At 71.7% G+C, this 21,119-nt stretch carries 21 protein-coding genes; 19 read left to right on the top strand and 2 right to left on the bottom strand.

The features are described from left to right. The first annotated feature begins 26 nt into the window (after positions 1 to 26). Together rpmE and prfA are read left to right on the top strand one after the other, a co-directional pair. Positions 27 to 251, top strand: a complete 225-nt coding sequence (gene rpmE / locus OC439_RS14485; protein ID WP_184688060.1) for a 50S ribosomal protein L31 — start codon at positions 27 to 29, stop codon at positions 249 to 251. 88 nt (positions 252 to 339) lie between these two features. Beyond that, on the top strand, positions 340 to 1,428 hold the full coding sequence (prfA, locus tag OC439_RS14480) for a peptide chain release factor 1 (RefSeq protein WP_262013866.1): 1,089 nt from the start codon (positions 340 to 342) through the stop codon (positions 1,426 to 1,428). A gap of 69 nt (positions 1,429 to 1,497) precedes the next feature. Here the strand turns inward: prfA and OC439_RS14475 are convergent, their stop codons facing one another. Then, positions 1,498 to 3,051 carry a sensor domain-containing diguanylate cyclase gene (locus OC439_RS14475; RefSeq protein ID WP_262013865.1) on the bottom strand — a complete coding sequence of 518 codons (1,554 nt, stop codon included), beginning with the start codon at positions 3,049 to 3,051 and terminating at the stop codon, positions 1,498 to 1,500. A 130-nt stretch (positions 3,052 to 3,181) separates the two neighbouring features. Here OC439_RS14475 and prmC point away from each other — a divergent pair, with 130 nt between their 5' ends. The 4 genes from prmC to OC439_RS14455 all read left to right on the top strand — a co-directional run bounded on the left by prmC (position 3,182) and on the right by OC439_RS14455 (position 7,553). Then, a complete protein-coding gene (prmC, locus tag OC439_RS14470; RefSeq protein ID WP_410054928.1) occupies positions 3,182 to 4,072 on the top strand; it encodes a peptide chain release factor N(5)-glutamine methyltransferase in 891 nt (296 codons plus the stop codon). Beyond that, positions 4,072 to 4,716, top strand: a complete 645-nt coding sequence (locus tag OC439_RS14465) for an L-threonylcarbamoyladenylate synthase (protein WP_262013863.1) — start codon at positions 4,072 to 4,074, stop codon at positions 4,714 to 4,716. Before prmC ends, OC439_RS14465 begins: the two co-directional genes overlap by 1 nt. Next, positions 4,717 to 5,328 (top strand): phosphotyrosine protein phosphatase, encoded by a 612-nt coding sequence (locus OC439_RS14460; RefSeq protein ID WP_262013862.1) that lies wholly within the window; start codon positions 4,717 to 4,719, stop codon positions 5,326 to 5,328. 116 nt (positions 5,329 to 5,444) lie between these two features. Then, positions 5,445 to 7,553: a transglycosylase domain-containing protein gene (locus tag OC439_RS14455; protein ID WP_262013861.1), complete on the top strand. Its 2,109-nt coding sequence runs from the start codon at positions 5,445 to 5,447 to the stop codon at positions 7,551 to 7,553. Between the two features lie 154 nt (positions 7,554 to 7,707). Here OC439_RS14455 and OC439_RS14450 read toward each other — a convergent pair whose 3' ends face one another. Continuing rightward, the gene (locus OC439_RS14450) at positions 7,708 to 9,171 is read right to left on the bottom strand and encodes an SDR family oxidoreductase (RefSeq protein WP_262013860.1); all 1,464 of its coding nucleotides are present in this window, start codon (positions 9,169 to 9,171) and stop codon (positions 7,708 to 7,710) included. A gap of 35 nt (positions 9,172 to 9,206) precedes the next feature. On the opposite strand from OC439_RS14450, the gene glyA reads away from it, so the two are divergent. From glyA to OC439_RS14385, 13 genes are all read left to right on the top strand, one after another. Continuing rightward, on the top strand, positions 9,207 to 10,496 hold the full coding sequence (gene glyA, locus OC439_RS14445; RefSeq protein WP_262013859.1) for a serine hydroxymethyltransferase: 1,290 nt from the start codon (positions 9,207 to 9,209) through the stop codon (positions 10,494 to 10,496). After that, positions 10,489 to 10,920, top strand: a complete 432-nt coding sequence (locus tag OC439_RS14440; protein WP_135241804.1) for a hypothetical protein — start codon at positions 10,489 to 10,491, stop codon at positions 10,918 to 10,920. The genes glyA and OC439_RS14440 overlap by 8 nt, the downstream gene beginning before the upstream one ends. Before the next feature lie 174 nt (positions 10,921 to 11,094). Then, positions 11,095 to 11,331, top strand: coding sequence for an AtpZ/AtpI family protein (locus OC439_RS14435; protein ID WP_194800586.1), 237 nt, complete (start codon positions 11,095 to 11,097; stop codon positions 11,329 to 11,331). Positions 11,332 to 11,342: 11 nt separating this feature from the next. After that, positions 11,343 to 12,140 (top strand): F0F1 ATP synthase subunit A, encoded by a 798-nt coding sequence (atpB, locus tag OC439_RS14430; RefSeq protein WP_091422597.1) that lies wholly within the window; start codon positions 11,343 to 11,345, stop codon positions 12,138 to 12,140. 70 nt (positions 12,141 to 12,210) lie between these two features. After that, a complete protein-coding gene (locus OC439_RS14425) occupies positions 12,211 to 12,438 on the top strand; it encodes an ATP synthase F0 subunit C (RefSeq protein WP_091422600.1) in 228 nt (75 codons plus the stop codon). Positions 12,439 to 12,467: 29 nt separating this feature from the next. Beyond that, positions 12,468 to 13,007: a F0F1 ATP synthase subunit B gene (locus OC439_RS14420; RefSeq protein ID WP_091422605.1), complete on the top strand. Its 540-nt coding sequence runs from the start codon at positions 12,468 to 12,470 to the stop codon at positions 13,005 to 13,007. Further along, positions 13,007 to 13,828, top strand: coding sequence for a F0F1 ATP synthase subunit delta (locus OC439_RS14415; RefSeq protein WP_262013858.1), 822 nt, complete (start codon positions 13,007 to 13,009; stop codon positions 13,826 to 13,828). The genes OC439_RS14420 and OC439_RS14415 overlap by 1 nt, the downstream gene beginning before the upstream one ends. Positions 13,829 to 13,913: 85 nt before the next feature. Continuing rightward, positions 13,914 to 15,566, top strand: coding sequence for a F0F1 ATP synthase subunit alpha (gene atpA, locus OC439_RS14410; protein WP_262013857.1), 1,653 nt, complete (start codon positions 13,914 to 13,916; stop codon positions 15,564 to 15,566). A gap of 4 nt (positions 15,567 to 15,570) precedes the next feature. Then, positions 15,571 to 16,500, top strand: coding sequence for a F0F1 ATP synthase subunit gamma (locus tag OC439_RS14405; protein WP_194800591.1), 930 nt, complete (start codon positions 15,571 to 15,573; stop codon positions 16,498 to 16,500). Continuing rightward, positions 16,500 to 17,945, top strand: a complete 1,446-nt coding sequence (gene atpD / locus OC439_RS14400; RefSeq protein ID WP_194800592.1) for a F0F1 ATP synthase subunit beta — start codon at positions 16,500 to 16,502, stop codon at positions 17,943 to 17,945. The genes OC439_RS14405 and atpD overlap by 1 nt, the downstream gene beginning before the upstream one ends. Positions 17,946 to 18,160: 215 nt before the next feature. Next, complete coding sequence (locus OC439_RS14395) at positions 18,161 to 19,306, top strand: LCP family protein (RefSeq protein WP_262013856.1); 1,146 nt, start codon at positions 18,161 to 18,163, stop codon at positions 19,304 to 19,306. Positions 19,307 to 19,415: 109 nt separating this feature from the next. Further along, entirely contained in the window at positions 19,416 to 19,694 is a 279-nt protein-coding gene (locus tag OC439_RS14390) for a F0F1 ATP synthase subunit epsilon (RefSeq protein ID WP_047893558.1), read from the top strand. 12 nt (positions 19,695 to 19,706) lie between these two features. Next, entirely contained in the window at positions 19,707 to 20,162 is a 456-nt protein-coding gene (locus OC439_RS14385) for a DUF2550 domain-containing protein (RefSeq protein WP_120573385.1), read from the top strand. Positions 20,163 to 21,119: the final 957 nt, after the last annotated feature.

The raw sequence follows: 21,119 nt of genomic DNA, 5'->3' as shown, positions 1-21,119 counted from the left end.
ACCACCGACGAAAGGACCGAGGCGACATGAAGCCCAACATCCACCCGGAGTACGCGACCACCGAGGTCCGCTGCTCCTGCGGCAACTCCTTCACGACCCGCAGCACCGCCAAGGGCGGCGCCATCAGCGTCGAGACCTGCAGCGCCTGCCACCCGTTCTACACCGGTAAGCAGCGCGTGCTGGACACCGCCGGCCGGGTCGCGAAGTTCCAGCAGAAGTACGCCAAGGTTCAGGCCAAGAAGGCCAAGTAGCTCCGTCGACGACGCCCGTGTCCGGCTCCTGCCGGGCACGGGCGTTCGTCCGTTTCCGCCGGTTCTTGCGTGAAGGAGCACCCGCAGCATGAGCAGTGAGCGCCTGGCCGCCCTCCTCGACGAGTACGCCGAGCTGGAGAAGCGGCTGGCCGACCCGGCCATCCACGCCGACCAGGGCGCCGCCCGGCGGGTGGGCCGGCGCTACGCCGAGCTGGTCCCGCTGCACAAGGCGGCCGGCGAGCTGGAGCAGGCCCGCGCCGACCTGGCCGCCGCCCGCGAGCTGGCTGCCGAGGACCCGACGTTCACCGGCGAGGCGGACACCATCGCCGCCTCCCTGCCGGCGCTCGAGGAACGGCTCGCCGAACTGCTCATCCCGCGCGACCCGCACGACGCCAAGGACGTGATCGTCGAGATCAAGGCCGGCGAGGGCGGCGAGGAGTCCGCGCTGTTCGCCGGTGACCTGCTGCGGATGTACACCAGGTACGCCGAGCGGCACGGCTGGGTCACCGAGGTGATCGACGCGCAGGACTCCGACCTGGGCGGCGTCAAGGACGTCTCACTGGCGATCAAGAGCAAGGGCGTACCGGAGGGCGGCAACGGCGTCTGGTCCCGGCTCAAGTGGGAGGGCGGCGTGCACCGGGTGCAGCGCGTCCCGGTCACCGAGTCGCAGGGCCGCATCCACACCAGCGCCGCCGGTGTGCTGGTGCTGCCGGAGGCGGAGGACGTCGACGTCACCATCGACCCGAACGAGCTGCGCATCGACGTGTTCCGCTCCTCCGGGCCCGGTGGGCAGTCGGTGAACACCACCGACTCGGCGGTCCGGATCACCCACGTGCCGACCGGCATCGTGGTCTCCTGCCAGAACGAGAAGTCGCAGCTGCAGAACCGGGAGCAGGCCATGCGCATCCTGCGCGCCCGGCTGCTCGCCGCCGCCCAGGAGCAGGCGGACGCGGCGGCGTCGGACGCCCGCAAGGCGCAGGTCCGCACGGTGGACCGGTCCGAGCGGATCCGCACCTACAACTTCCCGCAGAACCGGATCACCGACCACCGCATCGGCTACACCGCGTACAACCTCGACCTGGCGCTGGCCGGCGAGCTGGACGGGGTGCTCGACGCGCTGACCGAGGCGGACCGCGCGGCCCGGCTGGCCGGCGAGACCGAACTGTCCCGCCGCTGACCGCTTGGGGTGTTAAGCGGGGGCCCCTCCTCTACCGGAGGCGTTAACAGGGGGGCCCTTCCTTACCGCTCAGCTCGCCCGCAACCGCGCCTTGGCGCGCAGCATCTCCCGGTCGGCCAGCTCGAACGCGGTGCCCAGCGCCTCCCGGACACTCACCGTGGTGCTGCCGTCCACCTCGGCGAAGCCGATCGTCACCCCGACCGGCGTGCCCGGCACCAGGGACTCCCAGTCCTCGGTGCGGACCGCCGCCTCGATCCGGCGGGCCACCTCGACCGCCTCCGGCATGCCGGTGTCGGGCAGCACCACGACGAACTCGTCGCCGCCGTAGCGGGCCACGAAGTCGCCGCGCCGCATCACCCGGTTGATCACCCCGGCGACCCGTTGCAGCACCAGGTCGCCGGAGTGGTGGCCGTGGCGGGTGTTCACCGCCTTGAACCCGTCGAGGTCGCAGACGCCGATCACCACCCGCTCGCCCCGGGACACCACGGCGCCCAGGTAGCGCTCCAGCCGGCGCCGGTTGGGCAGGCCGGTGAGCGGGTCGGTGAGCGCCTCGCCCTCGTACCGGGCCGCCTCGCGGCGCATCTCCTCGTGGTCGATCCGGGCGGCGATGCCGTCGATGTAGACGTCCCGCAGCCGGTCGCTGCGCCGCGCCGCCAGCCGGAACGCGTGCCGGTCGGCCCGGTGCGCGCCCGCGTGGTCGCCGGCCCGGGCCAGCGCGATGCTGCGCAGCCGGGGCGGCTCGGCCGCGCCGAGCGTCTCGTCGGAGACCCGCAGCGCGTCCAGCCGGGTGACCGCCTCGATCGGTCGTCCGGCCGCCACCGCCAGGCAGACCTGGCCTAGCTGGCGCAGGTCGCGGGCGCGTGCGCTGTCCCCGCCGTGGCCGAGCAGCCGGTTCGGGTCGGCGTCCCCGGCGGACTCCACCCGGTCGCCGAGCGCGGCCCGGCGGGCGGCGGCGTAGCCGTACGCGGCGAGGCTGCTCGGGCGCAGGTTGCCGGCCCGTCCGCCGCGCAGGAACCGGGCCAGGTCACCGGCGACGTCGCGCAGTACGCGCAGGCAGCCGTCGCTGTCGCCGTTGTGGTCGAGCGCTACCGCGTTGCGCAGCCGGATGCCGGGCGCGGCGAACGTCTCCTCGGGGATGCCGACGCTGAGCCCGACCTCCCGGGCCCGCTCGATCGCGCCGAGCGCGTGACCGTGGAAGCTCAGGTACGAGTACGCCATCGCGAGGTCGTGCCAGCCCCAGGCGGTGTCCCGGTCGGGGGTGTCGTCGGCGCCGAGCGCGCGGGCGGCCCGGACCAGGTGCATCACGCACCTGTCCAGCGCGCCCTGGTGGTGGGCGGCGAGCGCGGCCAGCGCGTTGAGGTGCCCGTGCAGGTAGGGCTCGGCCAGGTCCCGTACGGCGGCGGAGGCGTCCTCGACGGCCCGGGTGAACTCGGCGGTCCGGCCGAGATTGATCAGCGCGGACAGCCGTTGCACGAGCGCGTCGGCGCGGGCGTACGGGTCGTCCGTGGTGCGGATGACGCGGTCGAGCAGGGCGCACGCCTCCGCGGACCGGCTGGCCTCCTGGAGTGACCGAGCGCGTCGGAGAGCGTCAACCTGGTCCTCGACCTGGTCGAGCCAGCCCACTCGCGACCTCCCTGCGGTGTGCGCCCGGACGCACCCGCTCGTGAGGTGAGCCGCGACGCCTCATGATTATTGCGTGACCGCACTCCCGCAACACCCGTCCGAAGGGACAGAACGCGAACGCCCCTCGCTGGTGATCAACCGGGTGGCGCGCGCGCTCGCCGCGGCGGGCGTCGAGGCGCCCCGCGCCGAGGCCGAGCAACTCGCCGCGTACGTCCTTGACGTGCCGCGCGGCCGGCTGGCGCTCGCCGACGGTTTCACCCCGGCGCAGCGCGACCGCCTCGACGAGCTGGTCGGGCGGCGGGTGACCCGCGAGCCGTTGCAGCACCTGCTCGGCTCGGCCGGTTTCCGCCATCTGGAACTGGCGGTCGGGCCGGGCGTATTCGTGCCTCGGCCGGAGACCGAACTGCTGGCCGGCTGGGGGATCGAGCGGGCCCGGGAGCACGCCGCGCCGCTCGTGGTGGACCTGTGCAGTGGTTCCGGCGCGATCGCCCTCGCGGTCGCGCATGAGGTGCCCGCGGCGCGGGTGGTGGCGGTGGAGCGGTCCCCGGCCGCGCTGGCGTGGCTGCGGCGCAACGCGGCGGACCGGGCCGCCGCCGGGGACCGGCCGGTCGAGGTGGTGGCCGCCGACGTGACCGATCCGGACCTGCTGGCCGGCCTGGCCGGGCGGGTCGACGTGCTGCTGTGCAACCCGCCGTACGTGCCGAGGTCGGTGGCGGTGCCGCCGGAGGTGGCCGGGCACGACCCGGACGAGGCGGTGTTCGGCGGCGCGGACGGGCTGGACGTGATCCGGCCGGTGGTCGGCCGGGCCGCCGCGTTGCTGCGCCCGGGCGGCGCGATCGGCATCGAGCACGACGACACGCACGCGGCGGCGGTGCCCGCGCTGCTGCGCGGCGACGGCCGCTACGACCGGGTCGAGGAGCACCGGGACCTCGCCGGGCGGCCGCGCTGGGCGAGCGCGTCCCGGCGGGCGGACGGCACCCACGCCGAGCCCGCCCGGGCGTGGCAGACTGACTCCTCGTGATGCTCTACGACTGTCGGTCGCCCGCCGACCGGGACCGCGGCATCGCCGCTGCCATCGAGGCGGTCAAGAACGGGGAACTCGTCGTCCTGCCGACCGACACGGTCTACGGCATCGGGGCGGACGCCTTCACCCCGTACGCGGTGAAGGCCCTGGCGGACACGAAGGGTGCCGCCCGGCAGGCGCCCCCGGTGCTCATCGGTTCCCGGCACACGCTCGACGGCCTGGTCTTCTCGCTGCCCGGCGCGGCCCGCGACCTGGTCGAGGCGTTCTGGCCCGGTGCGCTGACCATCGTGGTGGAGCACTCGCCGAGCCTGGCCTGGGACCTGGGCGACTCCAGCGGCACGGTGGCGGTGCGGATGCCGCTGCACCCGGTGGCGCTGGAGGTGCTGCGGGAGACCGGGCCGATGGCGGTCGCCTCGGCCAACAAGATCGGCCAGCCCGCCGCGCTCACCGCCGAGGAGGCGCGTGACCAGCTCGGCTACGGCGTCCGGGCGTACCTGGAGGCCGGGCCGGCGGTGGACCCGGTGCCGAGCACCATCGTCGACCTGACCGGCGACGTGCCGCGGGTGCTGCGCGAGGGCGCGGTGACGCTGGCGAAGCTGCGCGAGGTCGTGCCCGACATCCTCGACGAGCGGGGGGTCTGAGTGCCGCCCTTCACCGTCCTGCACGTCTGCATGGGCAACATCTGCCGGTCGCCGATGGCCGAGCGGCTGCTGCTGCTCGCGGTCCGGGAGCGGCTGGCCCGCCTCGACGTCGACCCGGCCGGGTCGGATGCGCTCGTGCACAGCCACAGCGCCGGCACCGGCGGCTGGCACGCGGGGGAGGAGATGAACCCGCCCGCCGCGCGGCAGGTGATCTCGCGCGGCGGTGACACCGAGGGGTTCGCCGCCCGGCGGCTGCGCTCCGACCTGATCGACGCCGCCGACCTGGTGCTCACCGCCACCGCCGACCAGCAGGAGTACGTGGTGGCGCTGCGGCCGGACGCCGCCGCGCGCACGTTCGTCCTCGGTGAGTTCGGCCGCCTGCTCGGCGCGCTGGACCGGTCCGCCCTGCCGCCGGCCGAGCCGACGCCGGACGCCGTGTACGCGCGCGGCACCGCGCTCGTCGCGGCCGTCGACGCGGCGCGGCAGAACGCCTCCGCGCTGCCCACAGACGACCTGGACGACCCGTGGGGCCGGGGCGACCAGTGCTTCAGCCGGGTCGCGGACGAGATCGAGGAGACCGTGCAGCCGCTGGCTGCCGTCCTGCTCCCCTGATCGCGGTTCATCCTTCCTCGCGAACTTCCTGCGCATTTCGCGGAAGATGGCGGCGAAAGCGGCCATTCCGGTCATTCTGAACGGGTCCGTACGGCCGGCTCCTGCGGGGAGAGCTGATGAACCGGGCCTATCTCGACAAGCTGTTCACCGTTGTGCTCGCCGGCGTGCTCGCCGGACTGGCCCTGGCCGCAGCCGCGCTGCCGGCCGCGCTGGTCTTCGGGCTGGGCGTGAAGAACCTGATGCCGTACACCGCGTTGCCGGAGGCGCTCAAGACGCCACAGCCGGCACAGCGGTCCAACCTGTACGCGAACGACGGGCGGACGCTCATCACCTCGTTCTACGTCGAGGACCGGGTGGACGTGCCGGTCGGCGAGGTGGCGCCGGTGATGCGCGACGCCATCGTGGCCGCCGAGGACGTGCGCTTCTACGAGCACCACGGCGTCGACGTGCGCGGCGTGGCGCGGGCGTTCACGGCCAACCGCCGCGAGGGCACCCGCCAGGGTGCCTCCACGCTGACCATGCAGTACGTGCGCAACGCGCTCGCCGGTGACACCCGGCTGACCGAGGAGCAGCGCGCCGCCGCCACCGAGATCACCGTCGGGCGCAAGATCCGCGAGATGCGGTACGCGCTGACGCTGGAACGGCAGGTCGGCAAGGACGAGATCCTGGGGCGCTACCTGAACATCGCGTACTTCGGCGCCGGTGCGTACGGCATCGCCGCCGCAAGTAAGCGCTACTTCTCCACCACCCCGGAGCGGCTCACGCTGGCCCAGGCCGCGCTGCTCGCCGGGCTGGTCCGGTCCCCGGCCGACGACCCGATCAACGGGGAGGCCGACTCGGCGCTGCAACGCCGGGCGTACGTGCTGGACCGGATGGTGGAGACCGGCCGGGTGAGCGCGCCGGACGCCGAGGCGGCGAAGGCCACCGAGCTGGCCCTCAAACCCAACACCACGCCGAACGACTGCGCGGCGGTGCCCGCCGACCACAACGACTGGGGCTTCTTCTGCGACTGGTTCACCCAGTGGTGGAACGCCCAGCCGGCGTTCGGCGAGAACGTGGACGAGCGGCAGCGGACGCTGCGCCGGGGCGGCTGGAAGATCGTGTCCTCGCTCGACCCGGACGTGCAGGCCAAGGCCAGCGAGCAGGTGCGGGCTATCTACCCGGAGACGATCGCGCGGGCGGCGCCGACCGCCGTGGTGCAGCCGGGCACCGGCCGGGTGCTGGCGATGGCGGTGAACCGCACCTACGGCACGGCCGCGAACCCGGACGGGCAGCAGAACTACCCGAACACGGTCAACCAGCTGGTGGCCGGCGGTGGCGGCATCACCGGCTACCAGGCGGGCTCGACGTTCAAGCTGTTCGCGCTGCTGGCCGCGCTGGAGTCGGGTCTGCCGCTGGACACCGAGTTCGACGCGCCGCGCGTCTACGTGACGCAGTACCCGGTCGGCGCCGGCCCGGCGAGCTGCGGCGGCCGGTGGTGCCCGGCGAACGCCAACACGTACTGGATGGACGGCGACCGGGACATGTGGGACGCGTTCGGCCGGTCGGTGAACACGTACTTCGCGTGGCTGACCGAGCGGGTCGGCGCGGACCGGGTGGTCGAGATGGCCCAGCGGCTGGGCATCGTGTTCCGCGCCCCGGCCGACGCCAAGATGGCCCGGGAGGGTGCCAAGAGCTGGGGACCGTTCACGCTCGGCGTCTCCGCCACCACGCCGCTGGACCTGGCCGGCGCGTACGCCGCGGTGGCCGCCGAGGGCACCTGGTGCCGGCCCACGCCGGTCACCTCGATCACCGACCCCGGCGGCCGGACGGTGCCGGCCGGGAACACCGACTGCCGGCAGGTGCTCGACACCGAGGTCGCCCGCGCGGCGGCGGATGCCAGCCGCTGCCCGGTCGGCGACCAGTCGATGTACCGGCGCTGTGACGGCGGCACCGCCGAGGAACTGGCCCCTGGCCTGCGCCGGCCGGTGGCGGGCAAGACCGGCAGCTCGGAGCGGAACGCCACCGAGACGGTCGTCGCGTTCACCCCGCAGTTGTCGGTGGCGACGATCGCCGCGAACCCGGACGACCCCCGGGACGCGGTCGGCGGCGGCGTGCAGAAGCGGCAGATCGCCGCCGTGGGCCGCATTCTCGCGTGGTCGCTGCGCGACGAGCCGGTACGCGACTTCGTCCCGCCCGGCCAGGCGGTGGCCTTCGAGCACACCAGCCCCCGAACCGGCAACTGACCACCCCACCCCACCCCACCCCACCCCGTCCCCGTCCCCGTCCCGCGCGATCTTGCACTTACCGCCCCGGCAAGAGGTGCATAACGGGCGCACCCAGGGTCGCAAGTGCAAGATCGCGGGAGCGGGGACGGCGGGGGAGGGCGGGGGAGGGCGGTCAGCCCGGGTGTTCGGCGCCCCGGGCGATGTTGCGGGCCATGCCGCCGAAGACGACGGCGTGGAACGGGGCCACCGAGGCCCAGTAGAGGTGGCCGGGCAGGCCGCGCGGGAGGAACACGGCACGCTGGACGTACCTGCTGCGGCCGTCCCCGTCCGGCTCGGCGCGCATCTCCAGCCAGGCCCGCCCGGGCAGCCGCATCTCGGCGCGCAGCCGCAGCAGCTCACCCGGGACGATCTCCTCGACCCGCCAGAAGTCCAGCGCCTCGCCGACCTGCAGCCGGTGCGGGTCGCGCCGGCCGCGGCGCAGCCCGACGCCGCCGACCAGCCGGTCCATCCAGCCGCGCACCGACCAGGCCAGCGGGAACGAGTACCAGCCGTGCTCGCCGCCGACGCCCTCGATGACCCGCCACAGCGCCGACGGCGGCGCGTCCACCGTCCGCTCCCGCAGATCGGTGTACGCGGTGCCGCCGGACCAGTGCGGGTCCGACGGCAACGGCTCGGCGGGCGCGTCCGGCCCGCTCGCGTTCGACCAGCGCGTCTCCACCTGCGCGTCCCGCACCTTCGTCAGCGCCAGCGCGACCGCCTGGTCGAAGCCGATCAGCCCGTCCGGCGGGTCCGGCACGTACCGGGCGATGTCGTGCTCGTGCGCCACCGCCTCGTGCACCAGGCTCTCCACGAGCGGCCGGGCGATCGCGTTCGGCACCGGCGTGATCAGGCCGACCCAGTGCGAGGAGAGCGACGGGGTGAGCGGGCGTACCGGCAGGATGACCCGGCGCCGCAGCCCGGCGACCCGGGCGTACCGCTGCATCATCTCGGCGAACGTCAGCACGTCCGGGCCGCCGATGTCGAAGGCCCGGTTCACGTCGGCCGGCAGGTGCGCGCAGCCGGCCAGGTAGCGCAGCACGTCCCGGACCGCGATGGGCTGGATCCGGTTGCGCACCCAGCGCGGGGTGACCATCGCCGGGAGCCGCTCGGTCAGGTAGCGCAGCATCTCGAACGACGCCGAGCCGGACCCGATGATCACGGCGGCGCGCAGCACCGCCGTGGGCACGCCGCTGTCCAGCAGGATCCGCGCGACCTCCGCCCGGGACCGCAGGTGCGCCGAGGGCAGCCCTTCGCGCTCCGCCGGCTCCGGCCCGCCGAGATACACGATCCGGCGTACGCCCGCGGCGCGCGCCGCCTCGGCGAAGTTCGTCGCCGCCTCCCGGTCGGCCGCCTCGAACCCGCGCTGGCCCAGCGAGTGGACCAGGTAGTACGCCACCTCCACGCCCTCGAACGCGGCCGGCAGCGTCTCCGGCCGGCGCAGGTCACCCTCGACGATCTCCGCCTCGGCCGCCCACGGCACGTCCCGCAGCCGCCCGGCGGTCCGGGCCAGGCAGCGTACGGTGTGCCCCTCGGCCAGCAGCCGGGGCGCGAGGCGTCCGCCGATGTAGCCGGTAGCACCGGTGACGAGGCATCTCACGGCCTCCAGTGTGCGGCTCCGTAGACTCCTTCGCTGTGGAGAACGCGAGGGACACCTTCTGGGGACCGGACTTCCAGCAGCTCAGCACCGTCGACCCGGAGATCGCCGAGGTGGTGCTGGGTGAGCTGGACCGGCTGCGCGGCGGCCTGCAGCTGATCGCCAGCGAGAACCTGACCTCGCCCGCGGTGCTGGCCGCGCTGGGCTCCACGCTCACCAACAAGTACGCCGAGGGCTACCCGGGGCGGCGCTACTACGGTGGCTGCGCCGAGGTGGACCGGGCCGAGGAACTGGCCGTCTCCCGGGCGAAGGAGCTGTTCGGCGCCGAGCACGCGAACGTGCAGCCGCACTCCGGGGCGAGCGCCAACCTGGCCGCGTACGCCGCCCTGGTGCAGCCGGGCGACACGGTGCTGGCGATGGACCTGCCGCACGGCGGGCACCTGACCCACGGCAGCCGGGTGAACTTCTCCGGCAAGTGGTTCCACCCGGTCGGCTACACCGTCCGGCGGGACACCGGGAGGATCGACTACGACGAGGTACGCGACCTGGCCCGCGCGCACCGGCCGAAGATGATCATCTGCGGCGCGACCGCGTACCCGCGCCTGATCGACTTCGCCCGCTTCCGGGAGATCGCCGACGAGGTCGACGCGTACCTGATGGTGGACGCCGCCCACTTCATCGGCCTGGTGGCCGGCGGCGCGATCCCGTCCCCGGTGCCGTACGCCGACGTGGTCACCGCGACCACCCACAAGGTGCTGCGCGGCCCGCGCGGCGGCATGATCCTCTCCCGCGAGCCGCTCGCGGCCCGGGTCGACAAGGCGGTCTTCCCCTTCACCCAGGGCGGCCCGCTGATGCACGCCGTCGCCGCCAAGGCGGTCGCGCTGCGCGAGGCCGCGCAGCCCGAGTTCCGCACGTACGCCGCCCAGGTGGTCACCAACGCCCGCGCGCTCGCCGACGGGCTGGCCGCGGAGGGGCTGCCGCCGGTCTCCGGCGGCACCGACACCCACCTGGCCCTGCTCGACCTGCGCGAGACCGGCGTGACCGGCGCCCAGGCCGAGGCCCGCTGCGACGCCGCCGGCATCACGCTCAACAAGAACGCGATCCCGTACGACCCGCAGCCGCCCTCGGTCGCCTCCGGCATCCGGGTGGGCTCGCCGAGCGTCACCACCCAGGGCATGCGCGAGGGGGAGATGCGCCGGATCGCCACGCTGATCGGGCGGGCGGTGCGGACCGATCCGGAGTCCCCCGGTGGCGGCGACGAGCTGACCCGGATCGCCGCCGACGTGACCGAGCTGGTCACCGAGTTCCCGGCGTACCCCCGTGGCTGAGCCCGGGACGCACGCGGCGGAGGCGGCCGCGGACCGCGGCTGGCGACTGCGCCACCTGCCGGTGCTGCTGGCGGCGGTCGCGGTGCTCGCTGCTGCCGCGGCGGTGGCCGGCGGGGTGTGGCGTGGCGCGGACGGCGCGCTCGGCGCGGCGGCCGGGGTGGCCGTCACGGCTGCCAGCTACACGCTCACCACAGTGGTCCTGGCCTGGGCGGACTCCAAGGACCCGCAGCTCGTGCTGCCGTTCGGCCTGGGCCTGTACGTCGCCAAGATCACCGCGCTCGGCGGCGTGATGGTGCTGGTGGCGTCGACCGGCTGGCCGGGACTGATCCCGTTCGCGCTCGGCATCGCCGCGGGTGTCGTGGTGTGGACCGGTGTGCACGTCTGGTGGCTCACGACCGTCCATGCCCGACGGATGCCGCGCTGAGGCGTCCCACCCTTCGGGCGACGCGCGGTTCTGTCCGCGATCGGTCATTCTCTCAGTGGCGGGGGAGGAGTACCGTGCCTCCAGACGACTTCGCCCGCCCGTGTCCCACACAACCAGGTTGTGCGGGGGGTGAGGCACAGCCTCTTCTGCTCGACTGATATCGTTCGCCCCGTCATGGCCGGTGACCAGAAACCCCCCAGCACTGGCGGCCCGGGCGACGTTCCGTCCGGTGCCGGTCAGGGTTGGACCGCGCTCTCATACCTCATCGGGGGCATGCTCGTCTGGGGTTTCATCGGCTGGCTGGTCGACCGTTGGCTCGACACCGGCGGCGTCGCCACCGGTATCGGGGTCGTGCTCGGCATGGCCGGGGGGATCATCCTGGTCGTCCGCCGACTGGGCACGCCTACTTAGGAAGGGACGCGGTGTTCGGACAGGCGAACGTCCTGGCTCAGGGCCAGGCGGAATTCCCACCCAGTGTGGGGGACTTCTACCTGCCCAGCATCCTGCCCTGGGGTGCGGAGAACTCGTACTGGTTCACCAAGATCACGGCGATGGTGTGGATCGCCGTCGGTATCTTGATCATCTTCTTCCTGGCGACGTACCGGAAGCCGCAGCTCGTCCCCACCAAGAAGCAGTGGTTCGCCGAGTCGATCTACGGCTTCGTGCGCAACAACATCGCAGTGGACATGATCGGGCACGCGGGAGTGCGGTTCGCGCCGTACTTCACCACGCTCTTCTGCTTCATCCTGCTGACGAACTTCTTCGCGATCGTGCCGTTCTTCCAGATCTCGCCGAACTCGCACATCGCGTTCCCGGCCATCCTCGCCGTGATCAGCTACGTGATGTTCATCTGGGTCGGCATCCGGCACCACGGCTTCGTGAAGTACGTCAAGGCCTCTCTGGTCCCGCCGGCGCCCTGGTACATCCTGCCGCTGCTGGTCCCGATCGAGTTCTTCTCGACGTTCCTGGTCCGGCCGTTCTCGCTGGCCGTCCGTCTCTTCGCGAACATGTTCGCCGGCCACATGCTCCTGCTGGTCTTCACGCTCGGCGGGTTCGCCATGCTCAGCGCCAACGTCTGGCTGGCACCGGTGTCGGTGCTGTCCTGGGTGATGACGATCGCGCTGACCTTCCTCGAGTTCCTGGTGATCTGTCTGCAGGCGTACGTCTTCACGGTGCTGACCGCCAGCTACGTGCAGGGCGCCCTCGCCGACGAGCACTGATCCGATCTTTCGCACCAACCGTTGTCGTCCCGCGTGACCGTCACGCGTGATAACCAGGAGGAACCAACCAATGGACATCTACGCCGCGGTAGAGGGCAGCACCGCCGCCATCGGCTACGGTCTCGCGGCCATCGGCCCGGGCATCGGCGTGGGCCTGGTCTTCTCGGCCTACATCCAGTCGACCGCCCGCCAGCCGGAGTCGTCCCGGATGACCCTTCCGTACGTCTGGATCGGCTTCGCCGTCATCGAGGCGCTGGCGCTGCTGGGCATCGCCTTCGGCTTCATCTGGGCCGGCTGAACCAGCCCCTTTGACCGGGAGGTTTTCCCATGTACTTCCTCGCCGCTGAGGGTGGTGAGACGACCCACAACCCGATCATCCCTGTCTGGCAGGAGATCGTGGTCGGGCTGGTCGCCTTCGGTGTCCTCTGCTTCGTGCTGATGAAGTTCGTCTTCCCGCGCATGGAGCAGACGTTCCAGGCCCGGGTGGACGCGATCGAGGGCGGCATCAAGCGAGCCGAGGCCGCGCAGGCCGAGGCGAACCAGCTGCTCGAGCAGTACCGGGCCCAGCTCGCGGAGGCGCGTACCGACGCCGCCAAGATCCGTGACGACGCCCGTGCCGACGCCGAGGGCATCCGCCAGGACATCCTCGCCAAGGCGCGCGAGGAGTCCGACCGGATCATCGCCGCCGGCAAGGAGCAGCTCGCCGCGGAGCGGGCCACCATCGTGCGCGAGCTGCGCACCGAGGTCGGCACCATCGCGGTGGACCTGGCCAGCAAGATCGTCGGTGAGTCGCTCGCCGACGAGGCGCGTCGCAAGGGCACCGTCGACCGGTTCCTGAGCGGTCTCGAGAGCACGGGGGCCCGCTGATGCAGGCCGCCAGCCGGGAGTCGTACTCCGCCGGGGCCGAGCGCCTCGACGCGTACGCCCGCGGCGCGGAGCCGTCGGCGGTGGCCTCCACCGCCGACGACATCCTCTCCGTCGCCGCCCTGCTGCGGCGCGAGCCGCGGCTGCGCCGGGCGCTGTCCGACCCGGCGCGCTCGGGTGAGGACCGCACCGCTCTGCTCACCGGGATCCTGAGCGGCAAGGTCGGCGCGGACGCGGTCGACCTGCTCACCGTGCTGGTCTCCGGTCGCTGGTCGGCCTCGTCGGAGCTGCTCGACGGCGTCGAGCAGCTCGGCGTGGAGGCGCTCCTGGCGAGCGCCGACTCGACCGGCGAGCTGGGCGAGGTCGAGGACGAGCTGTTCCGCTTCGGGCAGGTCGTCTCCGGCTCCGGCGAGCTGTCCAACGCGCTCTCCGACCCGATGGCCTCGGTGCAGCGGCGGGCCGAACTGGCCCGGCAGCTGCTCGCCGGCAAGGCCCGGCCGGTCACCGTCCGCCTCGTCGAGGCCGCGCTCGCCGGCTTCGGGGGACGCTCCTTCACCGGTGCGCTCACCCGGCTGGTCGAGCTGGCCGCCGACCGGCGGGACCGTCAGGTCGCTTACGTGACCGTGGCGGCTCCGCTGAACGACGAGGAGGAGCGACGCCTCGGCGCCCGCCTCTCCCAGATGTACGGTCGGGAGGTGTCCGTCAAGCAGACGGTCGACCCCGACGTGCTCGGCGGAGTGCGCGTACAAGTCGGATCCGACCTGTACGACGGGACCGTCCTGCGCCGCCTCAACGAGACCCGCAACGCGCTCGCGAAGCGCTGACCAGCGTCTTAGCAGCCCTGATTCGACGCCATCGGACCGGTCGGTACTAGGTATCCCGGGCCCCTGATACTTAAGGAAGCAGAGGATGGCCGAGCTGACCATCTCGACGGAGGAGATCCGCGGCGCCCTGGAGCGCTACGTCTCCTCCTACACGGCCGACGTCTCCCGCGAGGAGGTCGGCACCGTCGCCGACGCCGGTGACGGCATCGCCCACGTCGAGGGTCTCCCCTCGACCATGACCAACGAGCTCCTGGAGTTCGAGGACGGCACGCTCGGCGTGGCGCTGAACCTCGACGTCCGGGAGATCGGTGTCGTCGTCCTCGGTGACTTCGGCGGGATCGAAGAGGGTCAGCGCGTCAAGCGCACCGGCCGCGTGCTCTCCGTGCCGGTCGGCGACGCCTTCCTCGGGCGCGTGGTGAACGCGCTCGGCGAGCCGATCGACGGCCTCGGCGACATCGCCAACGAGGGCTTCCGCGAGCTGGAGCTCCAGGCTCCGAACGTGATGTCCCGCAAGTCGGTCGACGAGCCGCTCCAGACGGGTATCAAGGCCGTCGACGCGATGACCCCGATCGGCCGCGGCCAGCGCCAGCTGATCATCGGTGACCGCAAGACCGGCAAGACCACCGTCGCGCTGGACACCATCCTGAACCAGCGTGAGAACTGGCGCTCCGGCGACCCGAAGAAGCAGGTCCGCTGCATCTACGTCGCGATCGGCCAGAAGGCCTCCACCATCGCCTCCATCAAGGGGACGCTGGAGGAGGCGGGCGCGATGGAGTACACCACCATCGTCGCCTCCCCGGCCTCCGACCCGGCCGGCTTCAAGTACCTCGCCCCCTACACCGGCTCGTCCATCGGGCAGCACTGGATGTACGGCGGCAAGCACGTCCTGATCGTCTTCGACGACCTGAGCAAGCAGGCCGAGGCGTACCGCGCCGTGTCGCTGCTGCTGCGCCGCCCGCCGGGCCGCGAGGCCTACCCGGGTGACGTCTTCTACCTGCACTCGCGTCTGCTGGAGCGCTGCGCCAAGCTCTCCGACGAGCTGGGTGGCGGCTCGATGACCGGTCTGCCGATCATCGAGACCAAGGCGAACGACATCTCGGCGTTCATCCCGACCAACGTCATCTCCATCACCGACGGCCAGATCTTCCTCGAGACCGACCTGTTCAACCAGGGCGTCCGGCCGGCCATCAACGTCGGCACCTCGGTCTCCCGGGTCGGTGGCGCCGCGCAGGTGAAGCCGATGAAGAAGGTCGCCGGCTCGCTGCGGCTGAACCTGGCCCAGTTCCGCGAGCTGGAGGCGTTCGCCGCCTTCGCCTCCGACCTGGACCGGGCCTCCCGGGCCCAGCTGGACCGCGGTTCCCGCCTGGTCGAGCTGCTCAAGCAGCCGAACTACTCGCCGTACCCGGTGCAGGAGCAGGTCGTCTCCGTCTGGGCCGGCACCGAGGGCAAGCTGGACGACGTCCCGGTCGGCGAGGTCCGCCGCTTCGAGTCGGAGTTCCTCCAGTACCTCCGGCACAAGCACGAGGGCGTCCTGGCCGGGATCGCGGACAACAAGTGGGACGACGACATCATCTCCTCGCTCGACTCCGCGATCGCCGAGTTCAAGCAGGTCTTCCTGGGCAAGGAGGACGAGGTCCGGGTCAACGACGCGCCGGCGAAGCCGCTGGAGGGCGACCAGACCCGTGAGACGGTGACCCGCTTCCGCGACGGCACCACCGACCGCCCGGCCGAGAGCTGATCCCATGGCCGCCCAGGTACGCGTTCTCCGGCAGCGGATCCGTTCCGCCAAGGGGATGAAGAAGATCACCAAGGCGATGGAGCTCGTCGCGACGAGCCGCATCGCCAAGGCCCAGGCCAAGGTGGCGGCGTCGCTGCCGTACGCCGAGGCGATCACCGGCGTGCTGACGGCGCTGGCCTCGAACGCGCGGATCGACCACCCGCTGCTCACCCCGCGCGAGCGGGTGCGGCGGGCGGGCGTCCTGCTGGTCACCGCCGACCGGGGCCTGGCCGGTGGTTACAGCTCGAACGCGATCCGGACCGCCGAGTCGCTGATCGCCCGCCTGCGTGCCGACGGCAAGGAGCCCGTGCTCTACGTCATCGGCCGCAAGGGCGTGGCGTTCTACCGGTTCCGCAACCGGCAGATCGCCGCCAGCTGGACGGGCTTCTCCGAGCAGCCGTCGTTCGAGGACGCCCGCGAGGTCGGTGAGACGCTGATCAAGGCGTTCACCGCCGGCGCGGACGACACCGACAACGACGCCGGCGCCGACGGGATCCTCGGCGTGGACGAACTGCACATCGTCTACACCGAGTTCAAGTCCCTGATGACGCAGAACCCGGTGACCCGGATCGTCGGTCCGATGCAGGTCGAGGACCGGCCCCGGTCCGAGGGCCTGCTGCCGGCGTACGAGTTCGAGCCGGAGCCGGAGTCGCTGCTCGACGCCCTGCTGCCGAAGTACATCAACACGCGGATCTACGCGGCGTTGCTGGAGTCGGCGGCCAGTGAGTCGGCCGCCCGTCGGCGGGCGATGAAGAGCGCCACCGACAACGCCGAAGAGATGATCGAGAAGTACACGCGTGAGATGAACTCGGCCCGTCAGGCCGGCATCACCCAGGAGATCAGTGAGATCGTCGGCGGCGCGAACGCGCTGGCCGCGTCGGGAAGTGAAGTGTGATGACTGTATCCGCAGTTGAGACCAAGACGGCCACGGGTCGCGTGGTCCGGGTCATCGGCCCGGTCGTCGACGCCGAGTTCCCGCGCGACGGCATGCCGGAGCTGTTCAACGCCCTGCACGTCAACGTGACGCTCTCCGGCGGCGAGAAGACGCTGACCCTGGAGGTCGCCCAGCACCTGGGTGACAACCTGGTCCGCGCCATCTCGATGCAGCCGACCGACGGCCTGGTCCGCGGCACCGAGGTGCGCGACACCGGTGCGCCGATCAGCGTGCCGGTGGGCGACGCGGTCAAGGGCCACGTGTTCAACGCGATCGGCGAGTGCCTCAACCTCACCGAGGGCGAGACCATCCAGGCCGACGACCGGTGGGGCATCCACCGCAAGGCCCCGGCCTTCGCGGACCTGGAGCCGAAGACCGAGATGCTGGAGACCGGCATCAAGGTCATCGACCTGCTCGCCCCGTACGTCAAGGGCGGCAAGATCGGCCTGTTCGGCGGCGCGGGCGTGGGCAAGACGGTGCTCATCCAGGAGATGATCACCCGTGTGGCCCGGAACTTCGGTGGTACCTCGGTCTTCGCCGGCGTGGGTGAGCGCACCCGCGAGGGCAACGACCTCATCGCCGAGATGACCGAGTCGGGCGTCATCGACAAGACCGCGCTGGTCTACGGCCAGATGGACGAGCCGCCGGGCACCCGCCTGCGGGTCGCGCTGTCGGCCCTGACCATGGCGGAGTACTTCCGTGACGTGAAGAAGCAGGAGGTGCTGCTCTTCATCGACAACATCTTCCGCTTCACCCAGGCCGGCTCCGAGGTGTCCACGCTGCTCGGCCGTATGCCGAGCGCTGTGGGTTACCAGCCGACCCTGGCCGACGAGATGGGCGAGCTCCAGGAGCGGATCACCTCCGTCCGGGGCCAGGCCATCACCTCGATGCAGGCGATCTACGTGCCCGCCGACGACTACACCGACCCGGCGCCGGCCACCACGTTCGCCCACCTCGACGCGACCACCAACCTGGAGCGGTCGATCTCCGACAAGGGCATCTACCCGGCCGTGGACCCGCTGGCGTCCTCGTCCCGGATCCTCGCCCCGGAGTTCGTCGGCGAGGAGCACTTCGCCGTCGCCACCGAGGTGAAGCGGATCCTGCAGCGCTACAAGGACCTGCAGGACATCATCGCCATCCTCGGTATCGAGGAGCTCTCCGAGGAGGACAAGCTCACCGTCGGCCGCGCCCGCCGGATCGAGCGGTTCCTCTCGCAGAACACGTACGCGGCGGAGCAGTTCACCGGCGTGCCCGGCTCGACGGTCCCGATCGCCGAGACCATCGACGCCTTCCGCCGGATCAGCGAGGGGGAGTTCGACCACTTCCCGGAGCAGGCGTTCTTCATGTGCGGCGGCCTGGACGACCTTCGGGCCAAGGCCAAGGAGCTGATGGGCGAGGAGGGCTGAGAGCCCGCTCACAACCCACGAGGGCCGTCCCGGCGAAAGCCGGGGCGGCCTTCGCCTTTTCGGGCCCCCGCACTACCAGATGCCCGGTTCTCCAGCAAGCAGTTCGCCGGATCGCGCGGTACCGTTCCTGACACGACTTCACATCCGGCCGTTGATCTCTGCAACCAAACGGACCCCCGCGCCCGTCTTCCTACCCGTGGGCGCGACGATTGGAGATGCTCGTGGGTGGTAAGGGCGGCGCCGATCGCGGCAAGCGGTCCATGTGGCGCGGCGTGCCCCGGTGGGCCCGCGTCTGCACGATCCTGGGCATCGTCATGGTGGTGCTCAGCGGCTCCGTGCTGATCGGCTCCCGCGCCCTCGTCGCCCGCTACGAGGGATCTGTCGGCAAGGCCGACCTCTTCGGTGACCAGGCCGCCGGCGCCAACGAGAAGAAGAGCGACATCAAGGGCCCGCTCAACATCCTGCTCGTCGGTGTGGACCCCCGCACGTCGACCGCCCGCCCGCTCGCCGACTCGATCATGGTCCTGCACGTGCCCGCCACCATGGACCGCGGCTACCTCTTTTCGCTCCCGCGCGACCTGCGGGTGGACATCCCGGAGTTCCCCAAGGCCGACTACTCGGGCGCCAACGACCGGCTCAACGCGGCCATGTCGCACGGCAGCAACGTGCCCGGGCAGAACCCCAGCACCGCGCAGGGCTTCGAGCTGCTCGCCAAGACCGTGCAGGGGGTCACCGGCATCAAGCGCTTCGACGCCGGGGCGATCATCAACTTCAGCGGCTTCAAGAAGATCGTCGACGCCATGGGCGGCGTCGACATGTACATCGAGCGGGAGGTGCGCTCCGAGCACCTCCAGCCGGACGGCACGCCGCGCCAGCTCAAGCCCGGCGGCGGTGGCTACCTGGGCCCGCAGGCCGTGTACAAGAAGGGCAACGCCCACCTCGAGGGCTGGCAGGCGCTTGACTACGTCCGGCAGCGCTACCCGAAGAACGGTGTGCCGGACGCCGACTACGGCCGGCAGCGGCACCAGCAGCAGTTCGTCAAGGCGATGGTGAGCCAGGCGTTCAGCGCCGACGTGGTGGCCAACCCGGTCAAGCTGGATCGGGTGCTGCGCGCGGCCGGGAAGTCCCTGGTGTTCAACGGCCGGGGCAGCAGCGTCGTCGACTTCGGCCTGGCGCTGAAGGACATCCGGCCCGAGGCGATCGAGACGATCAAACTGCCGGGCGGCCCGATCGGCAGCGGCAGCAACTACCGGGGCGAGCAACTGCTCGAACCGGCGGAGGACTTCTTCACCGCTCTGCGTACCGAACAGCTCGACGCGTTCCTGCTGGAGCACCCCGACTTCAAGCAGAAGACCAAGTAGCCTGAGCGGGTGCGGGGCCGTGGTGGTCCGGCTCTCACCACCCGCGTTGGGTGGGCTGCGGGGTCGCGACTAGACTTTCGGCAATCCGCCGCCGCAGCAAGGAGACAGCGTGGCACAGCAGCTTCACGTCGAGCTCGTAGCCGTCGAGGAGAAGGTCTGGACCGGCGAGGCCGAGATGGTCGTCGCCCGGACGACCGAGGGTGAGCTCGGTGTGCTGCCAGGGCACGCACCGCTGCTCGGCCAGCTCGCCGAACCCAGCCAGGTACGCATCAAGCAGGCCGGTGGTCAGCAGGTCGCGTACGACGTGGCCGGCGGCTTCCTGTCGGTGACCGGTGAGGGCGTCACGGTCCTCGCCGAGAGCGCAACCCCCGCCACCCCGGCCCGCTGAGCCGACCCGCCGATGGAGATCGTCGAAGGGATCGGAATCGGCGTCGCGATCGTCGTCGTCGCGCTTCTGATCCTCTTCATCCGGCGGGCCCTGTTCACGCGTAGCGGTGGCATCATCCGGCTGAGCGTCCGGGTCAACACGATCCTCGACGGTCGTGGCTGGTCACCCGGGTTCGGTCGCTTCGTGGGCGACGAACTCCGCTGGTACCGCATGTTCAGCTTCGCGCTGCGCCCCAAGCGGGTGCTCTCCCGCAAGGGGCTGGCGGTCGAGCGCCGTCGGCTGCCCGAGGGGCAGGAGCGCATGTCCATGCCCGCCGAGTGGGTGATCCTGCGCTGTACCAGCCACCACGCGCCGATCGAGATCGCCATGGCGCGATCCACTGTCACCGGATTCCTGTCCTGGCTCGAGGCCGCCCCACCCGGGGCGGTCTCGCCGCGTCTGGCCTCCCAGGACTGGCCCGCCGCCTGACCCCCCCCGCCCTCCCCGGGGTCACGGGGGACGTGCCGGGGCGCCGCCGCTGACGCCGATCTTGGAGTTGTGGCGCCACAAGATGCCCGTTTCGCACCGTTAGCGAGGCACCACAACTCCAAGATCGCCGCACCCCCCCCGGGCCCCCCGCGATCTTGCACTTGAGGCCCCGGCAAACCTCGCGAACGGGACGCCTGGAGGGCTCGAACTGCAAGATCGCGCGGGCGATCCTTCGGGCGAGTGCTGGCGTCGCGCTCCCGCCCGGCCAGCCCTGCCCGGGCCAGCCCCGCCTGGGTCGGGTCGATCATGAACTTGGCGGCATTTGGTGTCCGGTTTGTCGCCGCTAACCTCATGATCGACTGCCTGGGGCGGGTGGCTGTGGTGCCGCCCGTGCACGCGAGCCCGTCCCAGGCGCCCTCCGCCGCCTGGCGACCCGAGCCATCCGTAGATCTTGGTACGAAACGGCCCCCACGAGGGCACTTTCGTACCAAGATCTACGGCTGTTCCTGGAATGCGGACATGTGTCTCGGTGGTGCCGGGTCCGGGGGCGTGTGGGTGGGGGTGTTCGGGTCGGGGGTGGTGGGCGGCACTCTGGTGGCGGAATCGTGGGCGGGTGGGTGGCGTTGTAACCGGGTGAACGACCGAGCACCGGCCGCGCCCCTGAGAGGCCGGCAGGCCTGTGGGAACAGACCCGGCGGGCTGGTCGTTGAACCCGGTTCCGACGACGTGAGCCGGCCCGGGAATGATGCCGGGGCCGAGGTCGTTGGACATGCTTCCGGCGCCGCGCAGTGGCACCCCCTGTGCCCCGCGAGCAGCCGGATCCCCCGAAGACTTTTTGAGCGCCTGACGGTGCCCACGTATCCCGTCCCCCGCGGGTGCGTCGACCCCCGAATGGAGCACTTGTGATGAACACGATTCTGCGTAAGAGCGTTCTGGGTATTGCTGGTCTGGCTTTCA

Origin of the sequence: Micromonospora sp. Mcm103 (assembly GCF_024519755.1) — a bacterium.
Classification (GTDB): domain Bacteria; phylum Actinomycetota; class Actinomycetes; order Mycobacteriales; family Micromonosporaceae; genus Micromonospora; species Micromonospora aurantiaca.
This window is presented reverse-complemented; position numbering and strand designations above follow the sequence as displayed.

Coding starts and splice junctions, on each gene's coding strand:
- atpA (WP_262013857.1), top strand. CDS start 13,914: ATGGCCGAGCTGACCATCTCGACGGAGGAGATCCGCGGCGCCCTGGAG.
- OC439_RS14415 (WP_262013858.1), top strand. CDS start 13,007: ATGCAGGCCGCCAGCCGGGAGTCGTACTCCGCCGGGGCCGAGCGCCTC.
- OC439_RS14385 (WP_120573385.1), top strand. CDS start 19,707: ATGGAGATCGTCGAAGGGATCGGAATCGGCGTCGCGATCGTCGTCGTC.
- OC439_RS14455 (WP_262013861.1), top strand. CDS start 5,445: ATGAACCGGGCCTATCTCGACAAGCTGTTCACCGTTGTGCTCGCCGGC.
- OC439_RS14405 (WP_194800591.1), top strand. CDS start 15,571: ATGGCCGCCCAGGTACGCGTTCTCCGGCAGCGGATCCGTTCCGCCAAG.
- OC439_RS14435 (WP_194800586.1), top strand. CDS start 11,095: ATGGCCGGTGACCAGAAACCCCCCAGCACTGGCGGCCCGGGCGACGTT.
- rpmE (WP_184688060.1), top strand. CDS start 27: ATGAAGCCCAACATCCACCCGGAGTACGCGACCACCGAGGTCCGCTGC.
- OC439_RS14395 (WP_262013856.1), top strand. CDS start 18,161: ATGCTCGTGGGTGGTAAGGGCGGCGCCGATCGCGGCAAGCGGTCCATG.
- OC439_RS14420 (WP_091422605.1), top strand. CDS start 12,468: ATGTACTTCCTCGCCGCTGAGGGTGGTGAGACGACCCACAACCCGATC.
- prfA (WP_262013866.1), top strand. CDS start 340: ATGAGCAGTGAGCGCCTGGCCGCCCTCCTCGACGAGTACGCCGAGCTG.
- OC439_RS14465 (WP_262013863.1), top strand. CDS start 4,072: ATGCTCTACGACTGTCGGTCGCCCGCCGACCGGGACCGCGGCATCGCC.
- OC439_RS14425 (WP_091422600.1), top strand. CDS start 12,211: ATGGACATCTACGCCGCGGTAGAGGGCAGCACCGCCGCCATCGGCTAC.
- atpD (WP_194800592.1), top strand. CDS start 16,500: ATGACTGTATCCGCAGTTGAGACCAAGACGGCCACGGGTCGCGTGGTC.